Raw genomic sequence first — 25,074 nt, 5'->3', positions numbered from 1 at the left:
TGAAAACATGGCAATCAATTACGAAAACCGCTACGCCGGCGTGTATGAACCGGGGCAGTTGCATCTGTCGGACTACGTGCGCACGATCGTGCGCGGTTGGCGCACGATCCTCACCGTGACGCTGATCGCGCTCGCGCTCGGTTGCGCGTACGCGTTCCTCACGCCGCCGGTCTATCGTTCGGACGTGCTGTTTCACGTCCAGGACAGGACGGCGAACGCGATGAACGTCAATGCGAACGGCCGGGACGCGGCGGCGCCGCTTCCCGGCGCGTACGATTCGAAGCCGTCGACCGCGGCGCAGATCGAGCTTTTGAAGTCGCGTCTCGTCACCGAGGAGGCGGTCCGCGCGCTGCACCTCGACATCACGGCGAAGCCGCGTTATCTGCCGGTGATCGGCAGCAAGATCGCCGGACTCGTGAACGGGCACTGGTGGTTCCGGCTGCCGTCGTTCGTCAACCTGCGCGGGTTCGCGTGGGGCAACGAGAGCATCGCGGTGTCGCGCTTCGACACGTCGAAGGACTTGTATGGCGAGACCTTCACGCTAGTCGCGGGCGCCGGCAACACCTTCATGCTGCGCGATCCTCACGGCAGCGCGATCCTGTCGGGGCGCGTCGGCGAGACCGTGCAAACCGATACCGCGGTCGGCCCGGTCACGCTGCACGTCGACACACTGGTCGGCGCGCCCGGCTCGCGTTTCGAGCTGACGCGCGCGTCGACGCTCGGCACGGTGGAGCGTCTGGCGAAGACGATGGTCGTGCAGGAAACGGCGGAGGACTCCGGCGTGATCCGCGTGAGTCTCGAAGGCGCCGATCCGGCGCTGACCGCGGCGATCGTCAACAACGTGGCGCGCCAGTTCGTGCGGCAGGATCTCGCGAGCCATTCGACCGAATCCGACCACACGCTCGCGTATCTCGAACAGCAACTGCCCGACGCGCGCAAGGCGCTCGACGACGCGGAAGAGCGCTACGGCAAGTTCCGCAATACACATGGCGCCGTCGATCTCGGTGAAGAAAGCAAGCTGCTGCTGCAGCAGATCGTCGACAACAAGACGAAGCTGCTCGATCTGCAGCAGCAGCGCGCGGAGCTGTTGCAGCGTTTTACGCCGAATCATCCGATGGTCGCCGCGCTCGATGCGCAGATCGCCGCGTTGCAGGGCGCGCAGAGCACGATGAACCACAGCGTCTCGACGATGCCCGACACCGAGCAGACCGCGCTGCGTCTGCAGCGCGACGTGCACGTGAACACCGATCTGTACATGAACCTGCTCAACAGCGTGCAGCGACTGCGGGTCGCGCAGGCGGGGCAGGTGAGCGGCGTGCGCGTGGTGGACTTCGCCGAAACGCCCGACGATCCGGTGTGGCCGAAGCGCATGCTGGTGATCCTGATCTCGCTCGGCGGCGGCCTCGCGCTCGGCTTGCTGCTGGTCTTCTTGCGGCGCGCGATGCGCGGCGGCGTGGAGCGCCCGGACGAACTCGAGGGGATGCTCGGCGTGCCGGTATTCGCGGTGGTGCCGCGCAGCCAGACGCAATTGCGCCTGCAGGAAAAGGTGTCGCTGCGCCAGCGCGGGCAGCATGTGCTGGCGCAACAGGCGCCCGAAGATATCGCGGTGGAAGGGGTGCGCAATCTGCGCACCTCGCTGCAGCTGTCGCTCGATCATGCGGCCAACAACGTCGTGATGATCACCGGCTCGCGGCCCGATGCGGGCAAGTCGTTCCTGTCGGTGAATCTGGCGACGCTGGTCGCGTCGGCGAACAAGCGCGTGCTGATCATCGACGGCGACATGCGACGCGGCGACGTGCATTCGCATTTCGGCGTCAGCCATCGGCCGGGACTGTCCGACGTGCTGTGCGGCGGCGATCTCAACGCGATGATCCAGCGCGACGTGCTGCCCAACCTCGACGTGCTCGCGAAAGGCACGCTGCCCTCGCACCCGGCCGAGCTGCTGATGAGCAAACGCTTCGAAGCGATGCTCGAGGTGTTGAAGCCGCAATACGACGTCGTGATCATCGACACGCCGCCGGTGCTCGCCGTGACCGACTCGACGCTGATCGGCAAATACGCGGCGACGACGCTGCTCGTCGTGCGGCATGGGCGTCAACCGCTGCATGAGATCATCGAAACCACCAAACGCCTGCGTAACGGTGGCGTCGGTCTGCGCGGCGTGCTGCTCACCGACGTTCCGCAGGAAGCGGCGTTTCTCGGCTCGGGGTATCAGGGCGGCTATTACGGCTACGACAGCATCGCCGGCTGACACTGCTGCCCGCGCGCGCGTCTTTCGGGGCGCCGCGCGGGCGGGCGTGATCGACTGCACGCCCGTGCCGCCGTCCCGCGAGATACCTCGCAATCCTTAGTGGTGACGCAGCAGATCGCGCAATGCGCGCGACTCTTCCGCCGTCGGTTGCATGGTTTGCCACGCCGACTCGTGCGACGCGAGGGCGACGAGCCGTTGCGCGGCCTTGCTGCTCGAATCGATCCGCAACGCTTCGTTGGCGTTGTGCGACGCGCACTCCCAATGTCCCACGTTGCTGCAGCCGCGCGCGAGGCTCAGCAACGCGTCGCGTTGCTGCTCTAGCGTGCTCACCTGGGCGCGCATGCTGCGCGCGCCGCGATTGTCGGGCTGCGCGGTGATTACGGCGGCGAGGCGTGCTCTGGTCGCCGCCAGATTGCCTCGTTGCAGATAGCCGTGCGCGGCTTTCAGATTGCGCTCGGCGTCGGCGCGCTGTTTGTCGGCTTGCGTGAGCGGGGCGGCCATCGTGTCGGTGTTGGTGTTGGTGCTGGTCGACGCGAGCGCCGTGCCACGCGGCGTGGGCGCGGAGATGGCCGCGCTCGATGTCTTCGTTGACGCTACGGCGCGCGCGGTCGTGACGACGGGCGGTGCCGGTCGCGCTGCGGTCGGCGTGGTCGCAACGACGGGCGTTGACGGTCGCGCTGGGACGGGCGCGGTCGCCACGACGGGTGGAGCCGATCGCGCTACGGCAGGCGCGGTCGCAACGACGGGCGGTGACGATGGCGCGATGGTCGGTGCGGTCGCCACGATGGGCGGGCTCGATCGCGCTACGGCAGGCGCGGTCGCACCGACCGGTGGTGACGATGGCGCGACGGTCGGTGCGGTCGCCACGATGGGCGGGCTCGATCGCGCTACGGCAGGCGCGGTCGCAACGACCGGCGGTGACGATGGCGCAACGGTCGGTGCGGTCGCCACGACGGGCGGTGACGGTGGCGCGACGAGGGCCGCGTGCACGTTCGCCGGTTGCTGCCGCGCGACGACAACGGGACGCGGCCGTTGCGCGACGATCGACGCCGGCTTCGGCGCCGCGGCAACCGACGGCGCCGCATTCTGCGCAACGTTCTGTGCAGGGGCTTGGCCAGGGTTGTCCGGGCGCACCGTGCCGAAGACCGTGACCGGCGTGTCGACGCTCGCATCGTCGTCGTTGAGTAGAACGAAGCCGACGTACACGACGCCGAGCGTCGCGAGCGCGGCTGCGGCAAGCGCGAGCGGATGCCGCCGTCGACGCCCGCCCGGCTCGAACGTCGCTTCGTCGATCAGATCGTAGGGGCTCATCTTCGTTTGCGCGGAGCGTCGCGACGAACGGTCCGCGGGCAAGCTCGCGGCCGCTGGCAGCGGTTCGAGTTGCGTGCGCGATGCGCTCAGCGCCCGGGATCGCGCGGAGCGCTCGCCGGGCTTGTCGTCCGTATCGAACGAATCGATCGGCAGTGCGTGGCATGCGGGACACGGCGAAAAGCGGCCCGACAGCGGCACGCCGCAGTATGCGCAGTGATGGAAAAATGGCTGGTCGGAGGTCGTGTCGCGCGGCATGGCCGTGTCGCTCCACTGGCGCCGAAGGGCGGCGCCATCAAAAAGAATGAATGCAACGACGCCCGCAAGCGGCGTCGGCCGGACTACTGAACGACGTAACCGCGCGCCTGCATGCACGCGCCGTAGGCGGCCCAATAGCGGGTCATCGGTGGCTCGGGCGCGGGCAGCGGCGGCAGCTTTACGTTCGACGCCGCGTTGGCCTGCAGCGAAGCGGCCGCCCCATCCGACGCGCCGGGTGCCGCGGTCGCACTGGGGCCCGTTGCCGCTGCCGATGCGTTCGGCGGTGCATTCGCCGCCGCGGTGGCTGGCGCGCCTGGCGCGCTGGCGCCGGCCGCGGCTTCGTTCACCGGTTTCGCCGACGATGCACCGCCAGGCGCTTGCGCCTCAGCCAACGGCGCGCTCGCGGCTTCGGGCGCGCTCGCGCTCCACGGCAGCGGCGTGGCTGAGAAGGAACTAGGCGGAAGCGGCGGCTTCGACGGTACGCCGGTCGACGCACCTTTGGCCGCGGGCGGCTGACGCGGCGGAATCTGCGACTCGTGGGCCATGTTGACCCCGGTCACGCGGTTCGCCTCGGCGTAGCACATCGCGTTGTCGATGCTGCGCTCGTAAGGGCTCTGACTTCGGATCGGATAGGTGACAGGCCGCCACGCGAACGCGGCAGTGCTCGTCACCAACAGCGTCAGTACGGTATATGTTCTAAATGCCATCGCAGTCACTCCCGCAGCGATGTCTCGCCTTTTTGTGTTTGATTTCGTGTCGTGCTTTCGTTCTGTGCTCGTTGCGCGTCGTGTTCGAGCTCGTTCTCATGCCTGGCGCTCGTGCTTCTGTCGCGGCCTGCCGATAGGCCGTGGCGTTGCGGTGCTTGGCGCCACGGCTCCCCGGAACGGGCACGTCGCGAATGCCGCTTTAACGAGCGTAGCACCGCGGTTTGGCCACGCGATGCATCGGATAGCGCGCGAAAACGCCATCGTGCAGTGCAATCAGGACACAATCGGCGAGGCGGCGTTGAAGATCGGGACAATCCCTGGTCGCCACGAAGGATCGTCAGGAGTCGAAGATGAAAAACCTATCGTATCGCTATCGGCCGCTTTGCGCAGCGTTCTGTCTGTCGGTGCTGTCGCTCGCCGCGCCGCTCGCGAGCGGCGCGAGCGACGCCAACATGAGCGCGGAGACGGCGGGCGAGCGTGCAAGCTTCGCGCGGGCGTTTTGCGACGTGTCGCCCGAGCGGATCGACGCCTATAAGGAGCGGCTCCGAAAGGTCCTGACCGGTGCGACCGATTTCGATCAGCACTGGGACACGGGCTGGCACCGCGCCGACATCACCAATAGCCAGATGAACGCACTGCGCGAGCGAGATCCGAAGGAATTCGCGGCGCGCATCAAGGTCAATTGCGAACGGCTCAAGTGGATGGCGGGTAATGCGTTGCACCGGCCTGCGCAGAAGTGAAGTGAAACGAGCGCGCTGTCGGGCGACCGAAACTGGCGGATCGTGGCCTCATGCAGAAGGCTTTGCCGGACTGAATCTCGCGCGGCTGTAGTCGACGACACGCGAACCGACTGGAACCGGAAGCTTTTTGCATACTCGACGGTTTCGGCCAAAAATACACATTATTATGACTTTCGCTTAATGTTCGGCTAACCGTCGAGTAGTCTGCAGATGTAACGCTCAACGACCTTTCGAGCATGTAACTAATTCGCGAATATCGTTTGGTCCGTAATGCGGCACATTTGCGGCGGTAATGAGGCCTGCTATGTGAATATTAGCTAACGTAATGCCGGACCGACCTTCTGCTGGGCAAGCTTCCAGATCAAACGCTGTTTGACCTTTTGCCGTTATCGTTTCGAAGTGAGGAGCGGTTATGTTGAACCCGAAGATGTTCGGACACTTCCTTTGGCTCGTCCGCAAGACGTGGATAACACGCGGGCCGCGTTTGTACTACTCGCAGTTTGGAGAGGACGCGGTGTTGCGCGAGATAATCAGTCCCCGGTGCAATAAGGGTGTTTGTGTAGACGTTGGTGCATACCACCCTGTCAAGTTCTCGAACACACATGCGCTTTACAAGCGTGGTTGGCGCGGCATCAACATAGACATGGATCCAGTGAAAATTGAAACGTTTTCTCTTGCGCGGTCTGGTGATGTCAATGTATGTGCGGCCGTCTCGAACGAGAAACAGCTCAAGGAAGTCTATAATTTTTCAAATTATGGGTTGACTTCGACCATAGATCCCATAGTGGCTGCGGCCGAAGTCCAGAAGCCTATCTCCGTCCGGACCGTTGAAACTACCACATTGAACGACGTTCTCGAGCACACCCCGTACGCCGATCAGGAAATCGATCTGCTTTCCATCGACGTGGAAGGTCACGATTACGAAGTCTTGCGCTCGATTGATATCAGCAGGTATAAACCAAAGATCATTATTGTGGAGTCTACGCTGACTTCGATAAGGGAAGTAATAGATTCCGCCATATTTCGCTATCTGGAGGAGCGCAATTACCGACTGGTCAGTTGGACATATTTGTCGCTGATCTTCAGAGTGGAAAGATCTCAAATCTTTCGCACTCAGTTATAGCGTTGCGGTTCTGCACGTATCGTCCTTGCAGCTGCTATCGATTTCACAATCCCACTATCAACGGCCGCTGCAACGGTCCAGATATACCTGGACCGACTGGTGCCTCAGCCGCGAAGCACATTCATGAGCCCCCTCGACTTGCCTGAAGGCTGGCGATCGTAACGGCCCGCGCTTATGGGGGATTTCCCTGGGTTTGACGTTTCGAGCGGGCGCTCCGCTCCCAAGTCGCTGCCTCGTCATGGCTCGCCTCTTCTTTCACGAAGGGCCGAATCTCAACGTAACACGTCGGTAAATTATTGTTTTCTTAGAGAAAATGCCGAACGGCAGACGTTCCGCACGGGGCGGGGTTCAAGCGCGAGCGAATCACATTTGAGGATCAGTGAACTTCGACCGCGTTCCCCCTTCTTGAATTTGTCACTGCCCGTCCATATAATTAGCACTCGCTGCACGAGAGTGCTAACAACATCTCCGGTTGGCTCGGCCAGCCGGGTTTTTCTCAGCGTTCTTCAGTCTCAATCAGAGAGGAGTATGTATGAACCTTCGTCCTTTGCATGATCGCGTGATCGTCAAACGTCTGGATCAGGAAACCAAGACCGCGTCGGGCATCGTGATCCCCGAAGCCGCAGCGGAAAAGCCGGATCAAGGTGAAATCCTCGCAGTCGGCCCGGGCAAGCGCGACGACAAGGGCGCAGCCATTGCGCTCGACGTGAAGGTCGGCGACCGCGTCCTGTTCGGCAAGTACGCAGGCCAGACCGTCAAGGTCGACGGCAACGAACTGCTCGTGATGCGCGAAGAAGACATCATGGCCGTGGTGCAGAAGTAAGCGCAAGGTCGCTACTTCACCGGTTATATCCAAAGTATTCAAGGAGTTAGAAGATGGCAGCTAAAGACGTCGTATTCGGTGATTCCGCCCGTGCCAAGATGGTCGAAGGCGTGAATATTCTCGCCAACGCCGTGAAGGTCACGCTGGGTCCGAAGGGCCGCAACGTGGTTCTCGAGCGCAGCTTCGGCGGCCCGACGGTCACCAAGGACGGTGTGTCGGTCGCGAAAGAGATCGAACTGAAAGACAAGCTCCAGAACATGGGCGCGCAAATGGTCAAGGAAGTCGCTTCCAAGACCAGCGACAACGCAGGCGACGGCACGACGACCGCTACGGTTCTCGCGCAATCGATCGTCCGCGAAGGCATGAAGTACGTCGCATCGGGCATGAACCCGATGGACCTGAAGCGCGGTATCGACAAGGCCGTTACAGCCGCAATCGAAGAACTGCGCAAGATCAGCAAGCCGTGCACGACCAACAAGGAAATCGCCCAGGTTGGCGCGATCTCGGCGAACAGCGATTCGTCGATCGGCGAGCGCATCGCTGAAGCAATGGACAAGGTCGGCAAGGAAGGCGTGATCACCGTCGAAGACGGCAAGTCGCTGCAAGACGAGCTGGACGTCGTCGAAGGTATGCAATTCGACCGCGGCTACCTGTCGCCGTATTTCATCAACAACCCGGACAAGCAAGTCGCCGTGCTCGAGAACCCGTTCGTGCTGCTGCACGACAAGAAGGTGTCGAACATCCGTGACCTGCTGCCGGTGCTCGAGCAAGTCGCGAAGGCTGGCCGTCCGCTGCTGATCATCGCTGAAGACGTCGAAGGCGAAGCGCTCGCAACGCTGGTCGTCAACAACATCCGCGGCATCCTGAAGACCGTTGCCGTCAAGGCTCCGGGCTTCGGCGATCGTCGTAAGGCGATGCTGGAAGACATCGCGATCCTGACCGGCGGTCAGGTCATCGCTGAAGAAACCGGCCTCACGCTCGAGAAGGCAACGCTTGCTGAACTGGGCCAGGCGAAGCGCATCGAAGTGGGCAAGGAAAACACCACGATCATCGACGGCGCTGGCGAAGCAGCGAACATCGAAGCTCGCGTCAAGCAAGTGCGCACGCAGATCGAAGAAGCGACCTCGGACTACGACCGTGAAAAGCTGCAAGAACGCGTCGCCAAGCTGGCAGGCGGCGTTGCAGTGATCAAGGTCGGTGCTGCGACCGAAGTCGAAATGAAGGAAAAGAAGGCACGTGTCGAAGACGCACTGCACGCAACGCGCGCGGCTGTGGAAGAAGGCATCGTGGCGGGTGGCGGCGTCGCGCTGATCCGTGCACGTACGGCAATCGCTGGCCTGAAGGGCGCTAACGCCGATCAGGACGCAGGTATCAAGATCGTTCTGCGCGCCATGGAAGAGCCGCTGCGCCAGATCGTCGCCAACGGTGGCGAAGAAGCGAGTGTCGTCGTGGCAGCGGTTGCTGCTGGCAAGGGCAACTACGGCTACAACGCAGCGACCGGCGAGTACGTCGACCTGGTCGACGCAGGTGTCGTGGACCCGACGAAGGTGACGCGCACGGCGCTGCAAAACGCAGCTTCGGTTGCTGGCCTGCTGCTGACGACCGACGCAGCTGTCTGCGAACTGCCGAAGGAAGATGCTCCGATGCCTGGCGGCATGCCCGGCGGCATGGGCGGCATGGGCATGGACATGTAATTCCGCTCGGGCCTCGTGGTCCGGCCGCGTGGTTGAACTGCCGCGCGTCTGGATCACGGCCGAGGCCCGGCTGGAAGTCCATGTGGGGAGTGCGCCGCGAGGCGTTTCCCCAAACGAAAAAAACCCGCTTATGCGGGTTTTTTCGTTTGGGGCCGGCGTTGATGTGCTTGCTGGCGAGCGCTTCCGGACGCCCTTTTGTCCGGATCAGGCGCCCGCGGCGTGAGCCGTGCGATGAGAGGACCTTCCGAGGCACTTTTCGCGCAGGTAGTGGAAGATCTGCGCGACGCTTTGCGCGGGGCTCAGCGTTCCCGTGTCGACGTGCAGGTCGGGATCGATCGGCGCTTCATAGGGCGCTGATACGCCGGTGAACGAGCTGATCTCGCCAGACCTCGCTTTCGCGTAAAGACCTTTGGGATCGCGGCTCGCGCAGGTGGCGAGCGAGGCGGACACATAGGTTTCGACGAACTTGTCGGCTCCGATGATCGCGCGCGCCATTGCCCGATCTTCGCGTAGCGGCGAAATCAGCGCGGAAATCACGATCAGACCCGCGTCGTTCATCAATTGGGCGACGTGCGCGACCCGGCGGATGTTTTCGCGCCGGTCGTCGGGCTCGAATCCAAGGTCGCTCGCCAGACCGTGGCGGATGTTGTCGCCGTCGAGCACATAGCAGGCGTGACCGAGCGCGATCAGCTGCTCCTCGAGCGCGAACGCGAGCGTCGATTTGCCGGCGCCAGACAGGCCGGTCAGCCAGATCGTGGCGGGCATCTGATCGAACATGCGTATGCGGTCCTGCACCGCGATCTTGCCGTGGAAGCGTTGCACGAACTGGGGCGGCTCTTTCATGGATAGGTTCTCTTGGCTCTTCTGGCTCATTCGCAGTGCCAGCCTTGCCGCCACGTGCCGGCGTTGTGCAGGCTTTCGGTGGAATTGGCAATGGTAACGCGAAAGCCTTCCGGAATATCATTCGGCAGTGGAATCGAAAATCCGCTGTATGCGCTCGGATAGCCGGCGCTCGCCACATCGGGCCGCGGCTCGCCGCTGCAGCCGGTCGCGACGATCTGCGTGCCGACCCGCACCTCGAGCGGTACCTGCCGCTGCGGCTCGCTCAGGTTGACGGCCCAGCCGCACACTACGCCGTCGCGCACCGTGTCGACAAAACCGTCGAACAGGTCGACCGGCGGACGCTGCCGGCTTCGCGCGAACTCCAGATAGGTGTCGATCGGCGCGAGATCGAAGCGGCGGATCACCTCATGCACGCGCGACAGGAATGAGCCATCGATGCCGAAAACCGTCGCGCTGTAGACGTGCGGATTCTCGAGCTGATTTATTTCGGACTGAATCACGCGGACCAATTCGAGCGCATTCGAAAAGACGCTGCCCGTTTCATTCGCATAGGCTTCGACGATTCGGTTCGCGTCGCGGAACAGTTCGTAATCGAGGCTATTGTCGTCGATGAACTTTTGTCTGGCTGCTTCGCTGATGTGAGCTTTGCCTTTCGGCGCACCATTGGTGCGATTCGCTACGAAACAGAAAGGTAATTTCATCCCTGTCGAACCGCACAGCCGCAATAAGAATTCGCTCATGTCCTCGCAGACGCCGACGGTACCGATCTGTTCGCGCAAATGGATTTGCGCGACGGCGAGGCTCGCTTCGTTGACCGCCGGCTCGCCGCTCAGCATCTGCACGAACAGGTTCCTGCCGCCGAGCGATTCGCTGACCCACTCGTCGAGCGACAGTACACCTTGCAGCGCCAGAGCCTCGGTCGCCGACACGCTGACGCCGCGCGTGATCTGGCCGTTCTTGCCGTTCGCCGCATACCAGTAGTGCGAGATCTGGCGCGCGAGCGGATCGCGCAGGATCGTGCAGTAGTTGACCGGATGTTTGATCATCCGATGAATGCCATACGGTAGATGACCGCCGCCTACCTGCGTCGCGAGCAGCTTTGCGCGACAGTTTCCCCAGCCATCCTGATCCCAGACAAAGCTAATGAATTGGTCATTACCTTTATTCAAATCAAAAAACGAAATAACGGTCGAACCGCCGCATTTCGGTGGATGGATGAAGAAGGTGGGAAATGACATGTGGGGACATATGACTGATCGTGATGCGTAAAGTCTAGACAAAAGATGTCATCGGCGTTGTAACGTTTGATTACGCGGTAAAACGCCTGGCTGCATCGCCGACAGCAAGATTCATGCGGCTATGCAAAATAAATTGACCAGGATGCCTGCGAGACGAATTGGGCGCGGCAGTATCGATAGCTACGCGCTAATTACATTGTTAAATTTGGATAAATCGAATGGAAAGTCGCACCAATCGCGAAAGTCGCATTAATGAAAAAAACGGCTGACAGCGGGTTTTTAGTCGATGCCGACGAATGGCGAGCTCAGTGCCGCGCTTCCCCCGGCGCCGCGCCCTTGCCTTGCGCGGGCGGCGTTTCGTCTTCATCGCTGCTGCGCGCCCAGAAGAAGCGATCGGGCATGTACGCCCCCATGCCGGGCCGGAACGCATTGCGCACTGCCTGATACAGATACTCCTGGCTTTCGCGCACCGCTTCCGCGGGCTCCTGGCCGTTGGCGAGAAGCGCGGCGATCGCCGCGCCGAGCGTATCGGTCAGGCCCGTCAACCGATGCGGCGCGCGGTCCCACATGTCCTGACGCAACTGGCCGTCCTCGCTGAAGAGTGTGTTGACGAGCCGATGCGTGCCGGTTTCGGTCGACAGAATGTACTCGCAGCCCTGCGACAGCAGATGCGAGATCGCCGCGTCGAGGCTCGGCGCCTCCGCGTCGCCGTCGGGCTGCGCGAGCGCGAGCAGCGTCGCCGAGTCGGCGACTAGCAGCGTGGTTTGCGGCGCGAGCAGATCGGCGATCGCTTCGCGCAGTTCGTCGGCGGCGAGCACGTGCTCGTCGTCGAGCGTGAAGTCCGGGGCGAGGATCAGCGGGATGTCGTCGTAGTCGGCGACAACTTCCGCGATCGCGCTGACCACTTCGGCGCGCGTGCACGCGCCGACCTTGAATGCGGCGATCGGCATGTCCTCGAGCAGCATGCGCGCCTGCGTCGCGACGATGTCCGGGTCGAGTCCGGTGACTTCGTCGCAGTTCGCCGAGTCGCGCACGGTATAGCCCGTGAGCACGGAAACGCCGTGGCAGCCCATGCTGGCAAGTGTCAACAGGTCCGCCTGCAGGCCGGAGCCGCCGGTGGGGTCGGAGAGACCGAAGGTGAGGACGATCGGAGGCGTGTCGCTGGGCATGAAAATGGATAAGGAAAGCAGGATTTCGGCGCGCAATGCGCAATTGGCTCAATTATGCGGCCTAAACCGTGGAGAGGGCGTTTTTTCGCGCGGCGGGGATTGCCAGAGGCTGGCTCGCGGCCCGCTGACGCGCAGCCGGCGGGGATTGCTTTGAGGTTGCCACGCTAGCGCCGCGAGCTTGCCGAGGCGCCCCCTATCGCGCTGCCGGGTGTCCCCACCGCCATGCGGCATGACGCCGCGAGCGTCGTGCGCACGGCGCGCGGGCGCACCGCCGAAGCCCGGTCCACGCTACGATTGCGAGTTTTCGATTGCTAGGCATGGGGGCGGCAACACGGTACCATCATGGCTCCCGCTTCCACGGACTCAACGACGCGACAAAAGAATGGAATATCAAAGCTGGATGTGCCTGATTTGCGGCTGGATTTACGACGAAGAGGCCGGCTTGCCCGACGAAGGCATTGCGCCGGGCACACGCTGGGAAGACGTGCCCATCAACTGGACGTGTCCGGAGTGCGGAGCGCGCAAGGAAGACTTCGAAATGGTCCAGATCTGAAGTTCGGCAAGGCGCCGGCGTCAGCCGGTCGGTCGGTCGTTCGCGTCGCTTGATCATTGTTCCGGCGTCGCGGTTTGATGGGCTCGTGCGACACGCCGGAAGCTTCGGCCCCCAAACCGGGTCCCGAGATTCGGTCCGAACCTGAACCCTGAGCTTCGATCCCGAAAAGTCAGCGGCGTCATCCGCCGCGCAATTGCTGCAATCGCTTGATGCGTCCGGCACGCCCGGCGCCTGTCTGAGCGCGCCGGCGCGGAACATCGCCGGTCGCGTCGTGTCGCAACGGTAGTCTGTCATTGTCCTGTCGCCGGTTCGCGCGGTGGCCGCTCACTCAGCATGCGGCGCGAAGCGACGGCCCCGTCAGCTTCGTGTCGCCTGCCCATGACTCTTCGATCCGCAGCACCCGTTTCCATCGATGCACTGCCGAACCCGCGCGGCGGCGCGGTCCGCCCTGCGGAACTCGCGCTCGCCGAGGCGTCGCTCGCGTTCGAGCAGCGCGACGAGAGCGGTGCCGCGCTGCTGCGCGCGTCGCATGCATTGCGCACGGCGGGCTGGCTCAGCGCGCAGCGTTTCACCGACGCCCTCGTGCGGCTCTCGCCGCTCGCGTGCGGCGAGCCAGCCGAAGCGGAAAGCGCGCGGCCAGTGTTCGGCGCGGCGCTGCGCGACTTCCGCGCGGCGCTCGAGCGTCACAATCTGCGCGAGCTCAGTTGCTCGCCGACGCTGTTCAACCACTACCGCGAGCTGTGTGCGCAACTCATCGAACCGACGCCGGGTTCCGCCGTTGCGTTCGAAGACCTCGCGCTGTGCGCGCGGCCAGTGCCGCCGGCTTCGCTGCACGCGCAATCGGCCGATCAGCTTGCCCATCAGCGGGCGCGCTACGAGCGCGCGTTGCTGCCGGTGCTGCGCTCGCAGGCCGACACAGGCAGCGCGGTGGCGCTTGCGGTCACGAACGCCGCGCTCGACGAGCTCGACGCCGTGTTCACCGAACTCGCGGGCCCCGATCCGTATGACTTCTGGCGGCTCGCGCGCGCCTGCGCGAAGGCGCTGCGCGCGCGCGGCCATGCAATCCGCGATATCGAGGCGCGGCGCTTCTACGCGCGCTGCAACCTGGCGCTCGCCGATCACGCGCGCGGCATCGAGCGCGCGCCGCGTTCGCTGGTGCGCGCGACGCTCGCGCTGCTGTGGCGCGACTACGCGCTGTTCGGCGCGGCCGCGCAAGACGCCGACCAGGTCGAGGTGCTGCACGATTATGGCTTGACCGTCGACTGGCACGTCGCCGGCACGCAGTCGTCGGAAGCGCTGTGGGAGGCGGGCGCGCTCGAGACGCAGTCGCTGCCGCACACGCGCGATCTCGGCGTGCTGAGCGTCAACGCGAACGCGTACGAAGACTTCCTGCAGACCGCCGACGCGTCCATCGAGGCGCTGGCCGCCCATGCGCGCGCGGCCGATCAGCCGGAAAAAGCCGACCCGAGCGAAGCGCTGCAGGCGGGCGACGCCGCCTACCGGCTCGGCTCGGCCGCCTGCGCGCTCGGTCTCGGTCACGTGGCGCTGCTCGCCGACGCGCTCGGTCTCGCATGGCGGCGTCGTGCGCATGCGAGCGTCGCGACGCCGGCGGTGCGCGCGCACGTGATCGTCGGCGCGCCGCCGGCCGACACGCTCGAGCAGGCCGCCGAGGCCTTGCGTGCGTCGCTGCACAAGGTCGCCGCGGGCGTTGGGCCGGCGGGCGGCAGCTTCACGCAGGCGGCGCTCGCCGCGCTCACGCGTGCGATCGAGCAGGGCGGCGCGTGAAGCGCAAGCCGGGTCGAACCAAACGCGCGACGTGGCGCGCGAATTGCGTCCGCAACGCTTCGACCGACGCGCGCCGAACCCGCTGAAACCCATTGTGACAAGTCACAATGCCGCAACTTCGCGACGGGCGCCGAACGTGCCGTTCTACGCGGTGTTTCGGCGCCTGATCGCGGCATGGCGCAAGTCGCGCGCGTGATAGAGTGCAACTTGATCCGGCGTCGATGGCGCGTCGCGTAGCGTGCAACCCAACGCGTTGCAATGCTCAAAGCAGCCCGCCATGACGCATCGTCTTTGCTAAAATCCGAACTATGTCCAAGAGTACCGATCGCATCAATCTGACCAACCAGTTCCTGATCGCCATGCCGAACATGGCCGATCCGACGTTTTCAGGAACGGTGGTCTACCTTTGCGATCACAGTGAGCGCGGCGCGCTCGGCCTCGTGATCAACCGGCCGACCGATATCGACCTGCAAGCGCTCTTCAATCGCATCGATCTGAAGCTCGAGATCGAACCGCTTCTCCATGTCCCCGTGTATTTCGGCGGCCCGGTGCAAACCGAGCGCGGCTTCGTGCTGCACGATCCGAAAGGCGGCAGCGCATACACGTCGTCGATGTCGGTGCCGGGCGGGCTCGAAATGACCACGTCGAAAGACGTGCTCGAGGCCGTCGCGAGCGGCAACGGTCCGGAGCGTTTCCTGCTGACGCTCGGCCACGCCGGCTGGGGCGCGGGTCAGCTCGAAGACGAAATCTCCAAGAACGGCTGGCTCACGGTCGAGGCCGATCCGAAGATCGTTTTCGACGTGCCCGCCGAAGATCGTCTCGAAGCGGCGCTCGCGCTGCTCGGCGTGTCGTTGTCGATGCTGTCGGGCGAGGCCGGGCACGCATGAGGGGCCGCGCATGAATCTGTCGGCCGGACGTGAGGCGACGCTGCTTGCGTTCGACTACGGAGAGAAACGCATCGGCGTGGCAGTCGGCAATTCGCTGACGCGCCGCGCGCGGCCGCTCGTCGTCGTGCAGAACCGCAGCAGGGAGTACCGCTTCGAAGCGCTCGGCAAGCTGATCGCCGAATGGAAGCCCGATGCGCTGGTGGTCGGCCTGCCGATGCACCCCGACGGCACACCGCACGAGCGCACGCAACTCGCGAAGCGCTTCGGCAACCAGCTGAACGGCCGCTTCAATCTGCCGGTCACGTGGGTCGACGAGCGCTACTCGTCGGTCGAGGCCGAGGCGGAAATCCGCGCCGGCAATGCCCGCGCCGACATGCTCGATGCCGAAGCCGCGAGCATCATCCTCCAGCAATATCTAAACGGACTTTCCGACGATCATGAGTTCCATTGACGCCGAAGCGCTGTATCGCGCGTTGCTCGACCAGATTCGAGCGGCGTATGGCGACCAGCTCGCCGCCACGCAAGACGGTGCCGAAGCGGCGGTACTGGCGGGTATCCATAGCGGCGGCGCGTGGCTCGCCGAGCGGCTCGCGCGCGACCTGAAACTGCCGAGCTTCGGCGTGGTGAACGTCGCACTGCATCGCGACGACTACGCGAAGAAAGGGCTGCACGCGCAAGCAAGCCCGACCTCGCTACCGTTCGAGGTCGATGGCCGGCGCATCGTGCTGGTCGACGACGTGCTGTACACCGGCCGCACGATTCGCGCGGCGGTCAACGAGCTGTATGACTATGGCCGGCCGGCATCGGTCGAACTCGCGGTGCTCGCCGATCGGGGCGGACGCGAGTTGCCGGTGGCGGCGCGCTTCGTCGGTGGCGTGGTCGACGTACCCGCCGACGCGACGCTCGTGCTGGCCCGTGAAGACGACGGCGCGGGCGGCGAGCGGTTTTCTTTTCACACTGAAGCACGCGTCGATTGAAGGCAGTTTTGCGCAACGCAATGCCACGCAACATACGTGGAGCGCGCTGCGTTTGGTGAGATGCGGGAGTCGCCCCGAACCGTGGCAAGCAGCGTGCATCTGCAGCGATAGACTTGAGGTCCGTGTTTGAAGCAGGTACATCGTCAATCACCCCGGCCTATAGGCCGAGGCTTGCGGGGGTAAAAGTCCGCGAGTCTGAGATTGACCAGACCATGCGTCGCAAGACGCACCGTTGTGCAGAAGATTGCAGACCCACCGCCGGATGCTTCCTCAGTCTGGCGCTCTGGAAGTCGCAGCAGCAGACAAGCCACGGGTAGGTGTGAAACGGGTTGCGGCCGGTAGGAGTAATCCGCCCCTGCTGCACAACATGGTCGAGGGGAGCGGCGCCGCGAGGCGCCCGTCACCAGGCCCGTAAGGGCAACGCGCCGGAGTTTTTCCGGTTGGGCACCAGGAGCTACAGTTGGCGGTATTCGTTTTAGACAAGGTTGGGCGGCCGTTGATGCCGTGCAGCGAGAAGCGCGCGAGGCTGTTGCTCGCGCGTGGACGTGCGCGGGTTCATCGCCTCATGCCCTTCGCTATTCGGCTCGTCGACCGGGAGCTTCACAGCAGTGCATTGCAACCCCTGCGCATCAAGCTGGACCCCGGCAGCAAGGCCACCGGACTGGCGCTTGTGCGCGACGCGGAACACGTCGACACCTCGACGGGAGAAATCCATCGCGGCGCCGTGGTGCTTAACCTGTTCGAGTTGATCCACCGCGGTCGGCAAATCAGTGAGGCGCTTACTGCGCGCCGCACCATGCGGCGCCATCGGCGCAGCACCCTGCGCTATCGTGCACCGCGATTTCTAAACCGTACCCGGCCTGCAGGATGGCTCCCCCCATCGCTGCAACACCGGGTGGATACGACGCTCGCTTGGGTCGAACGGCTTCGGTGTTGGGCCCCGATAGCGGTGGTGAGTACTGAACTCGTACGCTTTGACATGCAGGCACTCGATAACCCAGAAGTCACCGGCATCGAGTATCAGCATGGAACTCTTTTCGGATATGAGCTGCGTGAGTATCTGTTGCAGAAGTGGACACACAAGTGCTGCTACTGTGACGCTCAGAACGTGCCTCTGAATATCGAGCACTTGGTGCCGCGCGCGCGCGGTGGCTCAAAACGGGTTTCCAACTTGGCAATTGCTTGTGTAGCCTGCAACGTCAGCAAGGGCGCGCGGCGGCTCGACGTCTTCGTAAAGGACGAGGCGCGCCTCGCGCGCATCATTGCCCAAGCCCTGCGCCCCCTGAAGGATGCATCGGCGGTCAATACCACCCGTTGGGCGCTGGTCAATGCCTTGCGCGCCACGGGTGTTCCTGTCGAAACAGCTTCCGGGGGACGAACGAAACACAACCGTAGCCAACTTGGCATCCCGAAGACTCATGCGCTGGATGCCGTGTGCGTGGGCGACGTTTCGACTGTGTTGGGGTGGCGAAAGCCGACATTGCAGGTGAAGTGCACTGGTCGGGGCAGCTATCAGCGAACGCGCCGAAACAAGTATGGTTTTCCTGTCGGCTATCTGATGCGGGCAAAACGCGTTCAAGGGTTCGGGACGGGAGAGGTTGTGCGGGCGGACGTGCCTACAGGCAAAAAAGCAGGCACATATCATGGGCGTGTAGCCGTGCGCGCCAAGGGGAATTTCAACATTCAAACCCACGACCGGGTCGTACAGGGCGTTGCTCACCGCTATTGTCGGTTGCTGCAGCGCGCAGACGGCTATGGCTACTCAAGGATGGCAACTAACAAAGGAGAAGCGGGAGTAGGGGCTGTTATGCGGCCCGCGCCATCCCTCCCCGGCCCGGCGGCCGAGGTTTCCCGCGATGAAGGATGAACACCGCCACCCCGGCTCCGCAAGATTCCTCCGCTAGCGCATCCGAGCGCTTCCGCTACGGCTTCCTGAAGGGCAACCCGCAGCTCACGAAGAGCGGCGAGCTCAAACATCTGCTGTCGATCGAGGGGCTGCCGAAGGCCATCGTCAATCACATTCTCGAGACCGCCGACCAGTTCGTCAGCGTGACCGATCGCGAAGTGAAGAAGGTGCCGCTGCTGCGCGGCAAGTCGGTGTTCAACCTGTTCTTCGAAAACTCGACGCGCACGCGTACCACGTTCGAGATCGCGGCCACGCGGCTGTCGGCCGACGTGCTGAATCTGAACATCAACGCGTCGTCGACCAGCAAGGGCGAATCGCTGCTCGACACGATCAACAACCTGTCGGCGATGCACGCGGATCTGTTCGTCGTGCGTCATCGAGCGGCGCGCCGTTCCTGACGCGGCACTCGCGCCGCACGTGCACGTGATCGTCGTCTGCGACATGTACATGCGTCGAGCGGCGCGCCGTTCCTGATCGCGCAGCACTGCGCGCCGCACGTGCACGTGATCAACGCCGGCGACGGCCGTCACGCGCACCCGACGCAGGGTCTGCTCGACATGTACACGATCCGCCACTACAAGAAGGACTTCACGAAGCTGCGCGTGGCGATCGTCGGCGACATCCTGCATTCGCGCGTCGCGCGCTCGGACATTCATGCGCTGACCACGCTCGGCGTGCCCGAAGTGCGCGCGATCGGTCCGCGCACGTTGCTGCCGGGCGGGCTCGAACAGATGGGCGTGCGCGTGTTCCACAACCTCGACGAAGGTCTCAAGGATGTCGACGTGATCATCATGCTGCGCCTGCAGAACGAACGCATGAGCGGCGCGCTGCTGCCGTCGTCGCAGGAGTACTTCAAGAGCTGGGGGCTCACGCCCGAGCGTCTCGCGCTCGCCGCCCCCGATGCGATCGTGATGCACCCCGGCCCGATGAACCGCGGCGTCGAGATCGACTCGCAGGTCGCGGACGGCCCGCAATCGGTGATCCTGAATCAGGTCACGTTCGGTATCGCGGTGCGCATGGCGGTGATGGGGATCGTCGCGGGCAATAACGATTAAGCAACGACTGATCGGGAAGCCGAACGATAGGCTGAACCACAGGTTTAACAAAGGCAGCGCATGAAGATTCATATTCAAGGCGGCACGCTGATCGATCCGGCAGCGGGCACCGAACAGCAGCAGGACATCTTTATCGAGGCGGGCAAGATCGCCGCCTTGGGCAACGCGCCGGCCGGCTTCCAGGCGGAGCGCACGCTCGACGCGCGCGGTCTGTCGATCGCGCCGGGTCTCGTCGACCTGTGCGCGCGTTTGCGCGAGCCGGGCTACGAGCACAAGGCGACGCTAGGCTCGGAAATGGCCGCGGCGCTCGCGGGCGGCGTGACGAGCCTCGTATGTCCGCCGGACACCGATCCGACGCTCGACGAACCGGGCCTCGTCGAAATGCTGAAGTTCCGCGCGCGCAATCAGAACAAGGCGCACGTGTATCCGCTCGGCGCGCTGACGGTCGGTCTCAAGGGGCAGACCATCACCGAGATGGTCCAACTGACCGAGGCGGGCTGCGTCGGCTTCTCGCAGGCCGACACGCCGATCGTCGATACCCAGGTGCTGATGCGCGCGCTGCAATACGCGAAGACCTATGATTTCACCGTGTGGCTGCGTCCCGTCGATGCGTATCTGGGCAAGGGCGGCGTCGCCGCGAGCGGCGCGCTGGCGTCGCGGCTCGGGCTGTCGGGTGTCCCGGTGGCGGCCGAAACGATCGCGCTGCATACAATCTTTGAACTCGTACGCGTAACCGGCGCGCGCGTGCATCTGTCGCATGTGTCGTCGGCGGCGGGCGTGGCGCTCGTGCGCGCGGCGAAGGGCGAGGGCCTGCCGGTGTCGTGCGACGTCACCGTGAACCACGTGCATCTGATCGACCTCGACATCGGTTACTTCGACGCGCAGTTCCGGCTCGATCCGCCGCTGCGCCAGCAGCGCGATCGCGAAGCGATCCGCGCGGGCCTCGTCGACGGTACGATCGATGCGATCTGCTCCGCGCACACGCCGGTCGACGACGACGAAAAGCTGCTGCCGTTCGCCGAAGCGACGCCGGGCGCAACCGGCCTCGAATTGTTCCTGTCGCTGACGGTGAAGTGGGCCGACGAAGCGGGCGTGCCGCTCGCGACCGCGCTCAATCGCATCACCGCGGCGCCGGCGCAGGTGCTCGGCCTCGAAGCGGCTGGCCGCATCGCGCTCGGCGCGGTGGCCGATCTCTGCGTGTTCGACCGTCACGCTCACTGGCGCGTCGAGCCGCGTGCGCTGAAGAGCCAGGGGCACAACACGCCGTTCCTCGGCTACGAGCTGCCGGCACAGGTGCGCGCGACCGTCGTGTCCGGTCAGCTCGCCTACGAACAGCGCTGAGCGGTATCGTTTCGGTCCAGTCAAGGAAAGCTCCGGCCATGAAGCTCGCGTTACGCAAGGTTCGTCTCATCACGCATCTGCTGCACGGCATGTGGACCGTCGCGACGCGCTTTCCGAACGCGAGCGCCGAGCGGCGTCACGCGCTCAATCGCGCGTGGTCACTGAAGATGCTGCGGCTGTGCGGCATGCGCCTCGTCGTGCATAACGACGCGGTGCGGCTCGATCGTGGCGTGCTCGTCGTCGCCAATCACATCTCGTGGATCGACATCTACGTAATCAACGCGTGGCGGCCGACGCCGTTCGTCTCGAAGGCGGAGATCCGGCAATGGCCGGTGGTCGGATGGCTCGCACAGCAGCTCGATACGGTGTTCATCCAGCGCGAGAAGCGCAGTGACGCGAAGCGCATCATGCACGAACTCGCCGCACGGCTCAGCGCGGGTGAACTGATGTGCGTGTTCCCCGAAGGCACGACGTCGAACGGGCTCGAGTTGCTGCCGTTTCACGCGAACATGTTCCAGGCCGCGGTGTCGGCCGGTGTGCCGGTGCAGCCGCTGTGCATCATGTACGAGGACGCGCAGGGCCGGCAGTCGACGGCACCCGCATATATCGACGACGTGTCGTTGTCCGACTCGCTCGACATGCTGTTGCGTGGCGGTCCGCTGACCGCCCACGTATATGTTGGCGCACCGCTCGCGCCGGACGCGGACCGCCGGGTGCTCGCGGCGCAGGCTCAGCAGGTGGTGGCGAACGCGTTGCGGGACATGCAGGCCGGCAACGCAGTAGCGGGGACGGTCGCGCAAGAGGGCGACGTTGTAGATGCTGCGTCGTCGAGCGACGCCGCTGAGACGGCGCAAACGCTGATCGAGCCCGTCGATCAGCCGCGCCGCTCGGTCTAAGCGGCGGCGCTGCCGGGCAGCGCCGCCGTCTTCTGTTTAGTTGCCCCCGCGCGGCACGCCGCGCGAATCGCAATCGACTTGCGTCAACGTCCGCTCAGCCGGGTTATTCGCGAGCCGTACCGCCGACAGCTTCTGCCCCCACACGCAACCCGAGTCGAGGCCGATCAGGTTGTCGCGCAACATCAGGCCGAGCGCGGCCCAATGACCGAACACGACGGTCACGTCGGCGGTCTGGCGCGACGGCACGTCGAACCACGGCATGCAGCCGCTCGGCGTGGATACGAGCGTGCCGCTGCTGCTGAAATCCATCACGCCATCGGCGCTGCAAAAGCGCATGCGCGTCAACGCGCTGCACGTGACGCGCAGACGCTCGATACCCTTCAGGCCCGGCTTCCAGCGGTTCGGTTCATTGCCGTACAAGCCGGCAAGCGTCTCTTTCCAGTTCGGCGCACGCAGCGCGCGTTGCAACTCGTCGGCGAGTTCGAGCGTCAGCGCCGCATCCCATTGCGGCAGCACGCCCGCATGCACCATCAGCATGCCGTTGTCGAAATGCGCGAGCGGGCGGTGGCGTATCCACTCGAGCAGATCGGCGGCATCGGGCGCGGCGAGGATCTCTTCGATCGTGTCGCCTTTCTTCGACTTGCGAATCCCCGCCGACACCGACAGCAGATGCAGATCGTGATTGCCGAGCACCGGCACCGCGCGCTCGCCGAACGCGATCACGTCGCGCAAGGTGTCGAGCGAGTCGGGGCCGCGGTTGATCAGATCGCCGGCGAACCACAGCGGTGTGCCGTCCGGCGGCGCGGCTTTGGCCAGCAGTCGCTGAAACGGTGCGCGGCAGCCTTGCAGATCGCCGAAAGCAAGAGGGACGAGGGGAGCGGAGGTACTGGAAGCGTTGAGGGGTGTCATCGAGGAAATCAAGGCGATTCGATACGCGCGGTGCTGCACGACGCATGCCACGCTGGGCAGGGCAGGGCAGCAAGATAGCGTGACATAATAGCCCGTTTGGGGTTCGGGTATCGCGCGATCACGTTGCGGGACGCGGGTGGAACACCGCCGTAACACGGCACGGCGGCAGCCACGCATGGACCGCGCGCGATTCCAATACAACAACAGGATGACTCTCTCGTGAACGAAGCCAGCATGTCGTCTTCCGCGGCGAAGCAATCATTTCGCACGCTCGTCACCGGTGCGAACGGTTTTACCGGCCGCTATCTGGTCGAGAAGCTGACCGGGCGCGGCCATACCGTGATCGAAGCGGTGTCCGCCCGCGACGAGCCCGACACGCCGACACGCGTCAAACTCGACATCACCTCACCGGAAGACTGCCGGCGCGTGCTCGACACCGTGCGGCCCGATTTCATCGTGCATCTGGCCGCGATCAGCTTCGTGGGGCACAACGATCCGCTCGACTTTTATCGCGTCAACGTGATCGGCACGCAGAACCTGCTCGAAGCCTGTGCCGCGATCGGCCATGTGCCGCGCAAGCTGCTGATCGCAAGCAGCGCGAACGTGTACGGCAACGTCAGCAGCGCCGCGATCGACGAGAGCTTCCCGCTTATGCCGGTCAATCATTACGCGGCCAGCAAAGCGGCCATGGAAGCGCTGGTGCGCACATGGTTCGACCGCCTGCCGATCCTGATCGTGCGGCCGTTCAACTACACCGGCCGCGGCCAGGCGGTGAACTTCCTCGTGCCGAAGATCGTCAGCCACTTCGCGCGGCGCGCGGCATCGATCGAACTCGGCAATATCGACATCGCGCGCGACTTCTCTGACGTGCGTTATGTGGCGAGCGCGTACGAGGCGTTGCTCGACTCCAATGTCGCCGCCGAAATCGTCAACGTCTGCACCGGCGCGCCGTATTCGTTGCGTGAAATCCTCACGACCGCGAGCGAACTCACCGGTCACGACATCGAAGTCCAGGTCAATCCCGCCTTTGTCCGGCAAACGGACGTCAAGATGCTTGCCGGTTCGCCCGCCAAATTGCATTCGCTGGTGCCGGCGGTCGAGTCGATCCCTTTCATCGACACGCTGCGCTGGATGCTCGCGGCCTGAGCGCGCTCGCGCGAGCAACCGCCTGACGGTCTGCACCGAAGGGCCGCGTTTGCGGCCTTTCATGACGCTTTCGCCGTTCTTCTTCGTTTCCCACTCTTTCCGCGCCGCGCCGCACAGTATGTGGTGCACATCATCACAGGCGCCAAAATGCGCGTAACCGCACCGAAAAGCCCCTTTTCACAGACCAACGGCAACGAATTCTGTCAAGCTGTTTCAAGTTGTTAGGGTTCTAGTTTTTGCACTGGGCGGCTTTATAATTGGGGGTTCATAAAATTGGCGTCTGAGTGTCCACTCTCCGGGGAACGCGACGGACGACCAGAGAAACGGACACCACGCGGGGTGAACAGGTCGCAAGCTCTTCGCCGCCTGTCACTAACATCGACAAGGGAATTACATGATCCTGGTAACGGGCGGTGCCGGCTTTATCGGCGCTAATTTCGTGCTCGACTGGCTGAATGCGTCGGACGAAGCGGTGCTCAACGTAGACAAACTGACCTACGCCGGCAACCTGGGCACGCTGAAGTCGCTACAGGGCAATCCCAAACACATTTTCGCGCGCGTCGACATTTGCGATCGCGCCGCGCTCGATACGCTATTGGCCGAGCACAAGCCGCGCGCCGTGCTGCATTTCGCGGCCGAGAGCCATGTGGATCGCTCGATCCACGGTCCGGCCGATTTCGTGCAAACCAACGTCGTCGGCACCTTCACGCTGCTCGAAGCGACGCGCAGCTACTGGAACACGCTGGGCGTTGCGGAGCGCGCCGCGTTTCGCTTCCTGCACGTGTCGACCGACGAAGTGTTCGGCTCGCTGTCGGCAACCGATCCGCAGTTCTCCGAAACTACGCCTTATGCGCCGAATAGCCCCTATTCGGCGACCAAGGCCGGTTCGGATCACCTCGTGCGCGCCTACCACCACACGTACGGCCTGCCGGTGCTGACCACCAACTGCTCGAACAACTACGGCCCGTACCAGTTCCCCGAAAAGCTGATTCCGCTGATGATCGCCAACGCGCTCGGCGGCAAGCCGCTGCCCGTGTATGGCGACGGGCAGAACGTGCGCGACTGGCTGTACGTCGGCGACCACTGCAGCGCGATCCGTGAAGTGCTCGCGCGCGGCACGCCGGGCGAGACGTACAACGTCGGCGGCTGGAACGAGAAGAAGAATCTCGAGGTCGTGCACACGCTGTGCGACCTGCTCGACCAGCAGCGCCCGAAGGCGGCCGGCTCGTATCGCGACCAGATCACCTATGTGAAAGATCGTCCGGGTCACGACCGCCGTTACGCGATCGACGCCCGCAAGCTCGAGCGCGAACTCGGCTGGAAGCCGGCGGAAACGTTCGAGACGGGGCTCGCCAAAACGGTCCAGTGGTATCTCGACAACCAGCAATGGGTCGACGAAGTCGCTTCGGGCGAATACCGGAAGTGGGTCGAGACCAACTACGCGCAGCGCGCGTAAAGGCACGGC

At 64.0% G+C, this 25,074-nt stretch carries 22 protein-coding genes and 1 pseudogene; 17 read left to right on the top strand and 6 right to left on the bottom strand.

Annotation, left to right across the window (positions count from 1 at the left end; genetic code table 11):
- The first annotated feature begins 7 nt into the window (after positions 1–7).
- Positions 8–2,251 carry a polysaccharide biosynthesis tyrosine autokinase gene (locus OKW35_RS05980; protein ID WP_429551486.1) on the top strand — a complete coding sequence of 748 codons (2,244 nt, stop codon included), beginning with the start codon at positions 8–10 and terminating at the stop codon, positions 2,249–2,251.
- A gap of 96 nt (positions 2,252–2,347) precedes the next feature.
- Here OKW35_RS05980 and OKW35_RS05975 read toward each other — a convergent pair whose 3' ends face one another.
- Positions 2,348–3,817, bottom strand: coding sequence for a hypothetical protein (locus OKW35_RS05975; protein ID WP_429551485.1), 1,470 nt, complete (start codon positions 3,815–3,817; stop codon positions 2,348–2,350).
- An 83-nt stretch (positions 3,818–3,900) separates the two neighbouring features.
- Positions 3,901–4,524 (bottom strand): hypothetical protein, encoded by a 624-nt coding sequence (locus OKW35_RS05970; RefSeq protein ID WP_429356677.1) that lies wholly within the window; start codon positions 4,522–4,524, stop codon positions 3,901–3,903.
- Positions 4,525–4,874: 350 nt separating this feature from the next.
- Here OKW35_RS05970 and OKW35_RS05965 point away from each other — a divergent pair, with 350 nt between their 5' ends.
- The 4 genes from OKW35_RS05965 to groL all read left to right on the top strand — a co-directional run bounded on the left by OKW35_RS05965 (position 4,875) and on the right by groL (position 8,904).
- Entirely contained in the window at positions 4,875–5,264 is a 390-nt protein-coding gene (locus OKW35_RS05965) for a hypothetical protein (protein ID WP_090803262.1), read from the top strand.
- Positions 5,265–5,676: 412 nt separating this feature from the next.
- Positions 5,677–6,387, top strand: a complete 711-nt coding sequence (locus OKW35_RS05960) for an FkbM family methyltransferase (protein WP_429551484.1) — start codon at positions 5,677–5,679, stop codon at positions 6,385–6,387.
- 532 nt (positions 6,388–6,919) lie between these two features.
- Positions 6,920–7,210: a co-chaperone GroES gene (groES, locus tag OKW35_RS05955; protein WP_008923887.1), complete on the top strand. Its 291-nt coding sequence runs from the start codon at positions 6,920–6,922 to the stop codon at positions 7,208–7,210.
- A gap of 53 nt (positions 7,211–7,263) precedes the next feature.
- On the top strand, positions 7,264–8,904 hold the full coding sequence (gene groL / locus OKW35_RS05950; protein ID WP_184062186.1) for a chaperonin GroEL: 1,641 nt from the start codon (positions 7,264–7,266) through the stop codon (positions 8,902–8,904).
- A 204-nt stretch (positions 8,905–9,108) separates the two neighbouring features.
- Here groL and cysC read toward each other — a convergent pair whose 3' ends face one another.
- Both cysC and OKW35_RS05940 read right to left on the bottom strand, forming a co-directional pair.
- Positions 9,109–9,747: an adenylyl-sulfate kinase gene (gene cysC / locus OKW35_RS05945; protein WP_090803263.1), complete on the bottom strand. Its 639-nt coding sequence runs from the start codon at positions 9,745–9,747 to the stop codon at positions 9,109–9,111.
- 26 nt (positions 9,748–9,773) lie between these two features.
- Positions 9,774–10,793: a chondroitin 4-O-sulfotransferase gene (locus OKW35_RS05940; RefSeq protein ID WP_429407263.1), complete on the bottom strand. Its 1,020-nt coding sequence runs from the start codon at positions 10,791–10,793 to the stop codon at positions 9,774–9,776.
- Positions 10,794–10,814: 21 nt separating this feature from the next.
- On the opposite strand from OKW35_RS05940, the gene OKW35_RS05935 reads away from it, so the two are divergent.
- Positions 10,815–10,982, top strand: a complete 168-nt coding sequence (locus OKW35_RS05935) for a hypothetical protein (RefSeq protein WP_429407261.1) — start codon at positions 10,815–10,817, stop codon at positions 10,980–10,982.
- Between the two features lie 308 nt (positions 10,983–11,290).
- Here the strand turns inward: OKW35_RS05935 and OKW35_RS05930 are convergent, their stop codons facing one another.
- Positions 11,291–12,154: a hydroxymethylpyrimidine/phosphomethylpyrimidine kinase gene (locus tag OKW35_RS05930; protein ID WP_090803266.1), complete on the bottom strand. Its 864-nt coding sequence runs from the start codon at positions 12,152–12,154 to the stop codon at positions 11,291–11,293.
- Positions 12,155–12,536: 382 nt separating this feature from the next.
- Here OKW35_RS05930 and OKW35_RS05925 point away from each other — a divergent pair, with 382 nt between their 5' ends.
- The 9 genes and pseudogenes from OKW35_RS05925 to OKW35_RS05885 all read left to right on the top strand — a co-directional run bounded on the left by OKW35_RS05925 (position 12,537) and on the right by OKW35_RS05885 (position 21,554).
- Positions 12,537–12,707 (top strand): rubredoxin, encoded by a 171-nt coding sequence (locus OKW35_RS05925; protein ID WP_006047743.1) that lies wholly within the window; start codon positions 12,537–12,539, stop codon positions 12,705–12,707.
- A gap of 378 nt (positions 12,708–13,085) precedes the next feature.
- Positions 13,086–14,492 carry a hypothetical protein gene (locus tag OKW35_RS05920; RefSeq protein ID WP_429551483.1) on the top strand — a complete coding sequence of 469 codons (1,407 nt, stop codon included), beginning with the start codon at positions 13,086–13,088 and terminating at the stop codon, positions 14,490–14,492.
- Between the two features lie 308 nt (positions 14,493–14,800).
- Complete coding sequence (locus tag OKW35_RS05915) at positions 14,801–15,379, top strand: YqgE/AlgH family protein (RefSeq protein ID WP_090803272.1); 579 nt, start codon at positions 14,801–14,803, stop codon at positions 15,377–15,379.
- A 10-nt stretch (positions 15,380–15,389) separates the two neighbouring features.
- Positions 15,390–15,830 (top strand): Holliday junction resolvase RuvX, encoded by a 441-nt coding sequence (ruvX, locus tag OKW35_RS05910; protein ID WP_429407259.1) that lies wholly within the window; start codon positions 15,390–15,392, stop codon positions 15,828–15,830.
- Positions 15,817–16,356, top strand: a complete 540-nt coding sequence (gene pyrR / locus OKW35_RS05905) for a bifunctional pyr operon transcriptional regulator/uracil phosphoribosyltransferase PyrR (protein ID WP_429551482.1) — start codon at positions 15,817–15,819, stop codon at positions 16,354–16,356. Before ruvX ends, pyrR begins: the two co-directional genes overlap by 14 nt.
- Positions 16,357–16,816: 460 nt before the next feature.
- Complete coding sequence (gene iscB, locus OKW35_RS05900; protein WP_429551481.1) at positions 16,817–18,223, top strand: RNA-guided endonuclease IscB; 1,407 nt, start codon at positions 16,817–16,819, stop codon at positions 18,221–18,223.
- A pseudogene (gene pyrB, locus OKW35_RS05895) lies at positions 18,220–19,317 on the top strand (aspartate carbamoyltransferase). The gene iscB and the pseudogene pyrB overlap by 4 nt, the downstream one beginning before the upstream one ends.
- 60 nt (positions 19,318–19,377) lie before the next feature.
- Complete coding sequence (locus OKW35_RS05890; RefSeq protein ID WP_429551480.1) at positions 19,378–20,658, top strand: dihydroorotase; 1,281 nt, start codon at positions 19,378–19,380, stop codon at positions 20,656–20,658.
- Positions 20,659–20,696: 38 nt separating this feature from the next.
- Complete coding sequence (locus OKW35_RS05885; protein WP_429551479.1) at positions 20,697–21,554, top strand: lysophospholipid acyltransferase family protein; 858 nt, start codon at positions 20,697–20,699, stop codon at positions 21,552–21,554.
- A 36-nt stretch (positions 21,555–21,590) separates the two neighbouring features.
- Here the strand turns inward: OKW35_RS05885 and OKW35_RS05880 are convergent, their stop codons facing one another.
- Positions 21,591–22,463 (bottom strand): symmetrical bis(5'-nucleosyl)-tetraphosphatase, encoded by an 873-nt coding sequence (locus OKW35_RS05880; RefSeq protein WP_429551478.1) that lies wholly within the window; start codon positions 22,461–22,463, stop codon positions 21,591–21,593.
- 234 nt (positions 22,464–22,697) lie between these two features.
- On the opposite strand from OKW35_RS05880, the gene OKW35_RS05875 reads away from it, so the two are divergent.
- Together OKW35_RS05875 and rfbB are read left to right on the top strand one after the other, a co-directional pair.
- Positions 22,698–23,609: a GDP-mannose 4,6-dehydratase gene (locus OKW35_RS05875; RefSeq protein ID WP_429551477.1), complete on the top strand. Its 912-nt coding sequence runs from the start codon at positions 22,698–22,700 to the stop codon at positions 23,607–23,609.
- A 394-nt stretch (positions 23,610–24,003) separates the two neighbouring features.
- Complete coding sequence (gene rfbB, locus OKW35_RS05870; RefSeq protein ID WP_184065108.1) at positions 24,004–25,065, top strand: dTDP-glucose 4,6-dehydratase; 1,062 nt, start codon at positions 24,004–24,006, stop codon at positions 25,063–25,065.
- Positions 25,066–25,074 lie beyond the last annotated feature (9 nt).

Source organism: Paraburkholderia sp. MM5477-R1 (genome assembly GCF_050436385.1).
Classification (GTDB): domain Bacteria; phylum Pseudomonadota; class Gammaproteobacteria; order Burkholderiales; family Burkholderiaceae; genus Paraburkholderia; species Paraburkholderia tuberum.
This window is presented reverse-complemented; position numbering and strand designations above follow the sequence as displayed.

Bases quoted from the DNA above. Each gene is read 5' to 3' on its own strand.
- OKW35_RS05980 (WP_429551486.1), top strand. From the start codon at position 8: ATGGCAATCAATTACGAAAACCGCTACGCCGGCGTGTATGAACCGGGG.
- OKW35_RS05975 (WP_429551485.1), bottom strand. From the start codon at position 3,817: ATGCCGCGCGACACGACCTCCGACCAGCCATTTTTCCATCACTGCGCA.
- OKW35_RS05970 (WP_429356677.1), bottom strand. From the start codon at position 4,524: ATGGCATTTAGAACATATACCGTACTGACGCTGTTGGTGACGAGCACT.
- OKW35_RS05965 (WP_090803262.1), top strand. From the start codon at position 4,875: ATGAAAAACCTATCGTATCGCTATCGGCCGCTTTGCGCAGCGTTCTGT.
- OKW35_RS05960 (WP_429551484.1), top strand. From the start codon at position 5,677: ATGTTGAACCCGAAGATGTTCGGACACTTCCTTTGGCTCGTCCGCAAG.
- groES (WP_008923887.1), top strand. From the start codon at position 6,920: ATGAACCTTCGTCCTTTGCATGATCGCGTGATCGTCAAACGTCTGGAT.
- groL (WP_184062186.1), top strand. From the start codon at position 7,264: ATGGCAGCTAAAGACGTCGTATTCGGTGATTCCGCCCGTGCCAAGATG.
- cysC (WP_090803263.1), bottom strand. From the start codon at position 9,747: ATGAAAGAGCCGCCCCAGTTCGTGCAACGCTTCCACGGCAAGATCGCG.
- OKW35_RS05940 (WP_429407263.1), bottom strand. From the start codon at position 10,793: ATGATCAAACATCCGGTCAACTACTGCACGATCCTGCGCGATCCGCTC.
- OKW35_RS05935 (WP_429407261.1), top strand. From the start codon at position 10,815: ATGACCGCCGCCTACCTGCGTCGCGAGCAGCTTTGCGCGACAGTTTCC.
- OKW35_RS05930 (WP_090803266.1), bottom strand. From the start codon at position 12,154: ATGCCCAGCGACACGCCTCCGATCGTCCTCACCTTCGGTCTCTCCGAC.
- OKW35_RS05925 (WP_006047743.1), top strand. From the start codon at position 12,537: ATGGAATATCAAAGCTGGATGTGCCTGATTTGCGGCTGGATTTACGAC.
- OKW35_RS05920 (WP_429551483.1), top strand. From the start codon at position 13,086: ATGACTCTTCGATCCGCAGCACCCGTTTCCATCGATGCACTGCCGAAC.
- OKW35_RS05915 (WP_090803272.1), top strand. From the start codon at position 14,801: ATGTCCAAGAGTACCGATCGCATCAATCTGACCAACCAGTTCCTGATC.
- ruvX (WP_429407259.1), top strand. From the start codon at position 15,390: ATGAATCTGTCGGCCGGACGTGAGGCGACGCTGCTTGCGTTCGACTAC.
- pyrR (WP_429551482.1), top strand. From the start codon at position 15,817: ATGAGTTCCATTGACGCCGAAGCGCTGTATCGCGCGTTGCTCGACCAG.
- OKW35_RS05890 (WP_429551480.1), top strand. From the start codon at position 19,378: ATGAAGATTCATATTCAAGGCGGCACGCTGATCGATCCGGCAGCGGGC.
- OKW35_RS05885 (WP_429551479.1), top strand. From the start codon at position 20,697: ATGAAGCTCGCGTTACGCAAGGTTCGTCTCATCACGCATCTGCTGCAC.
- OKW35_RS05880 (WP_429551478.1), bottom strand. From the start codon at position 22,463: ATGACACCCCTCAACGCTTCCAGTACCTCCGCTCCCCTCGTCCCTCTT.
- OKW35_RS05875 (WP_429551477.1), top strand. From the start codon at position 22,698: ATGTCGTCTTCCGCGGCGAAGCAATCATTTCGCACGCTCGTCACCGGT.
- rfbB (WP_184065108.1), top strand. From the start codon at position 24,004: ATGATCCTGGTAACGGGCGGTGCCGGCTTTATCGGCGCTAATTTCGTG.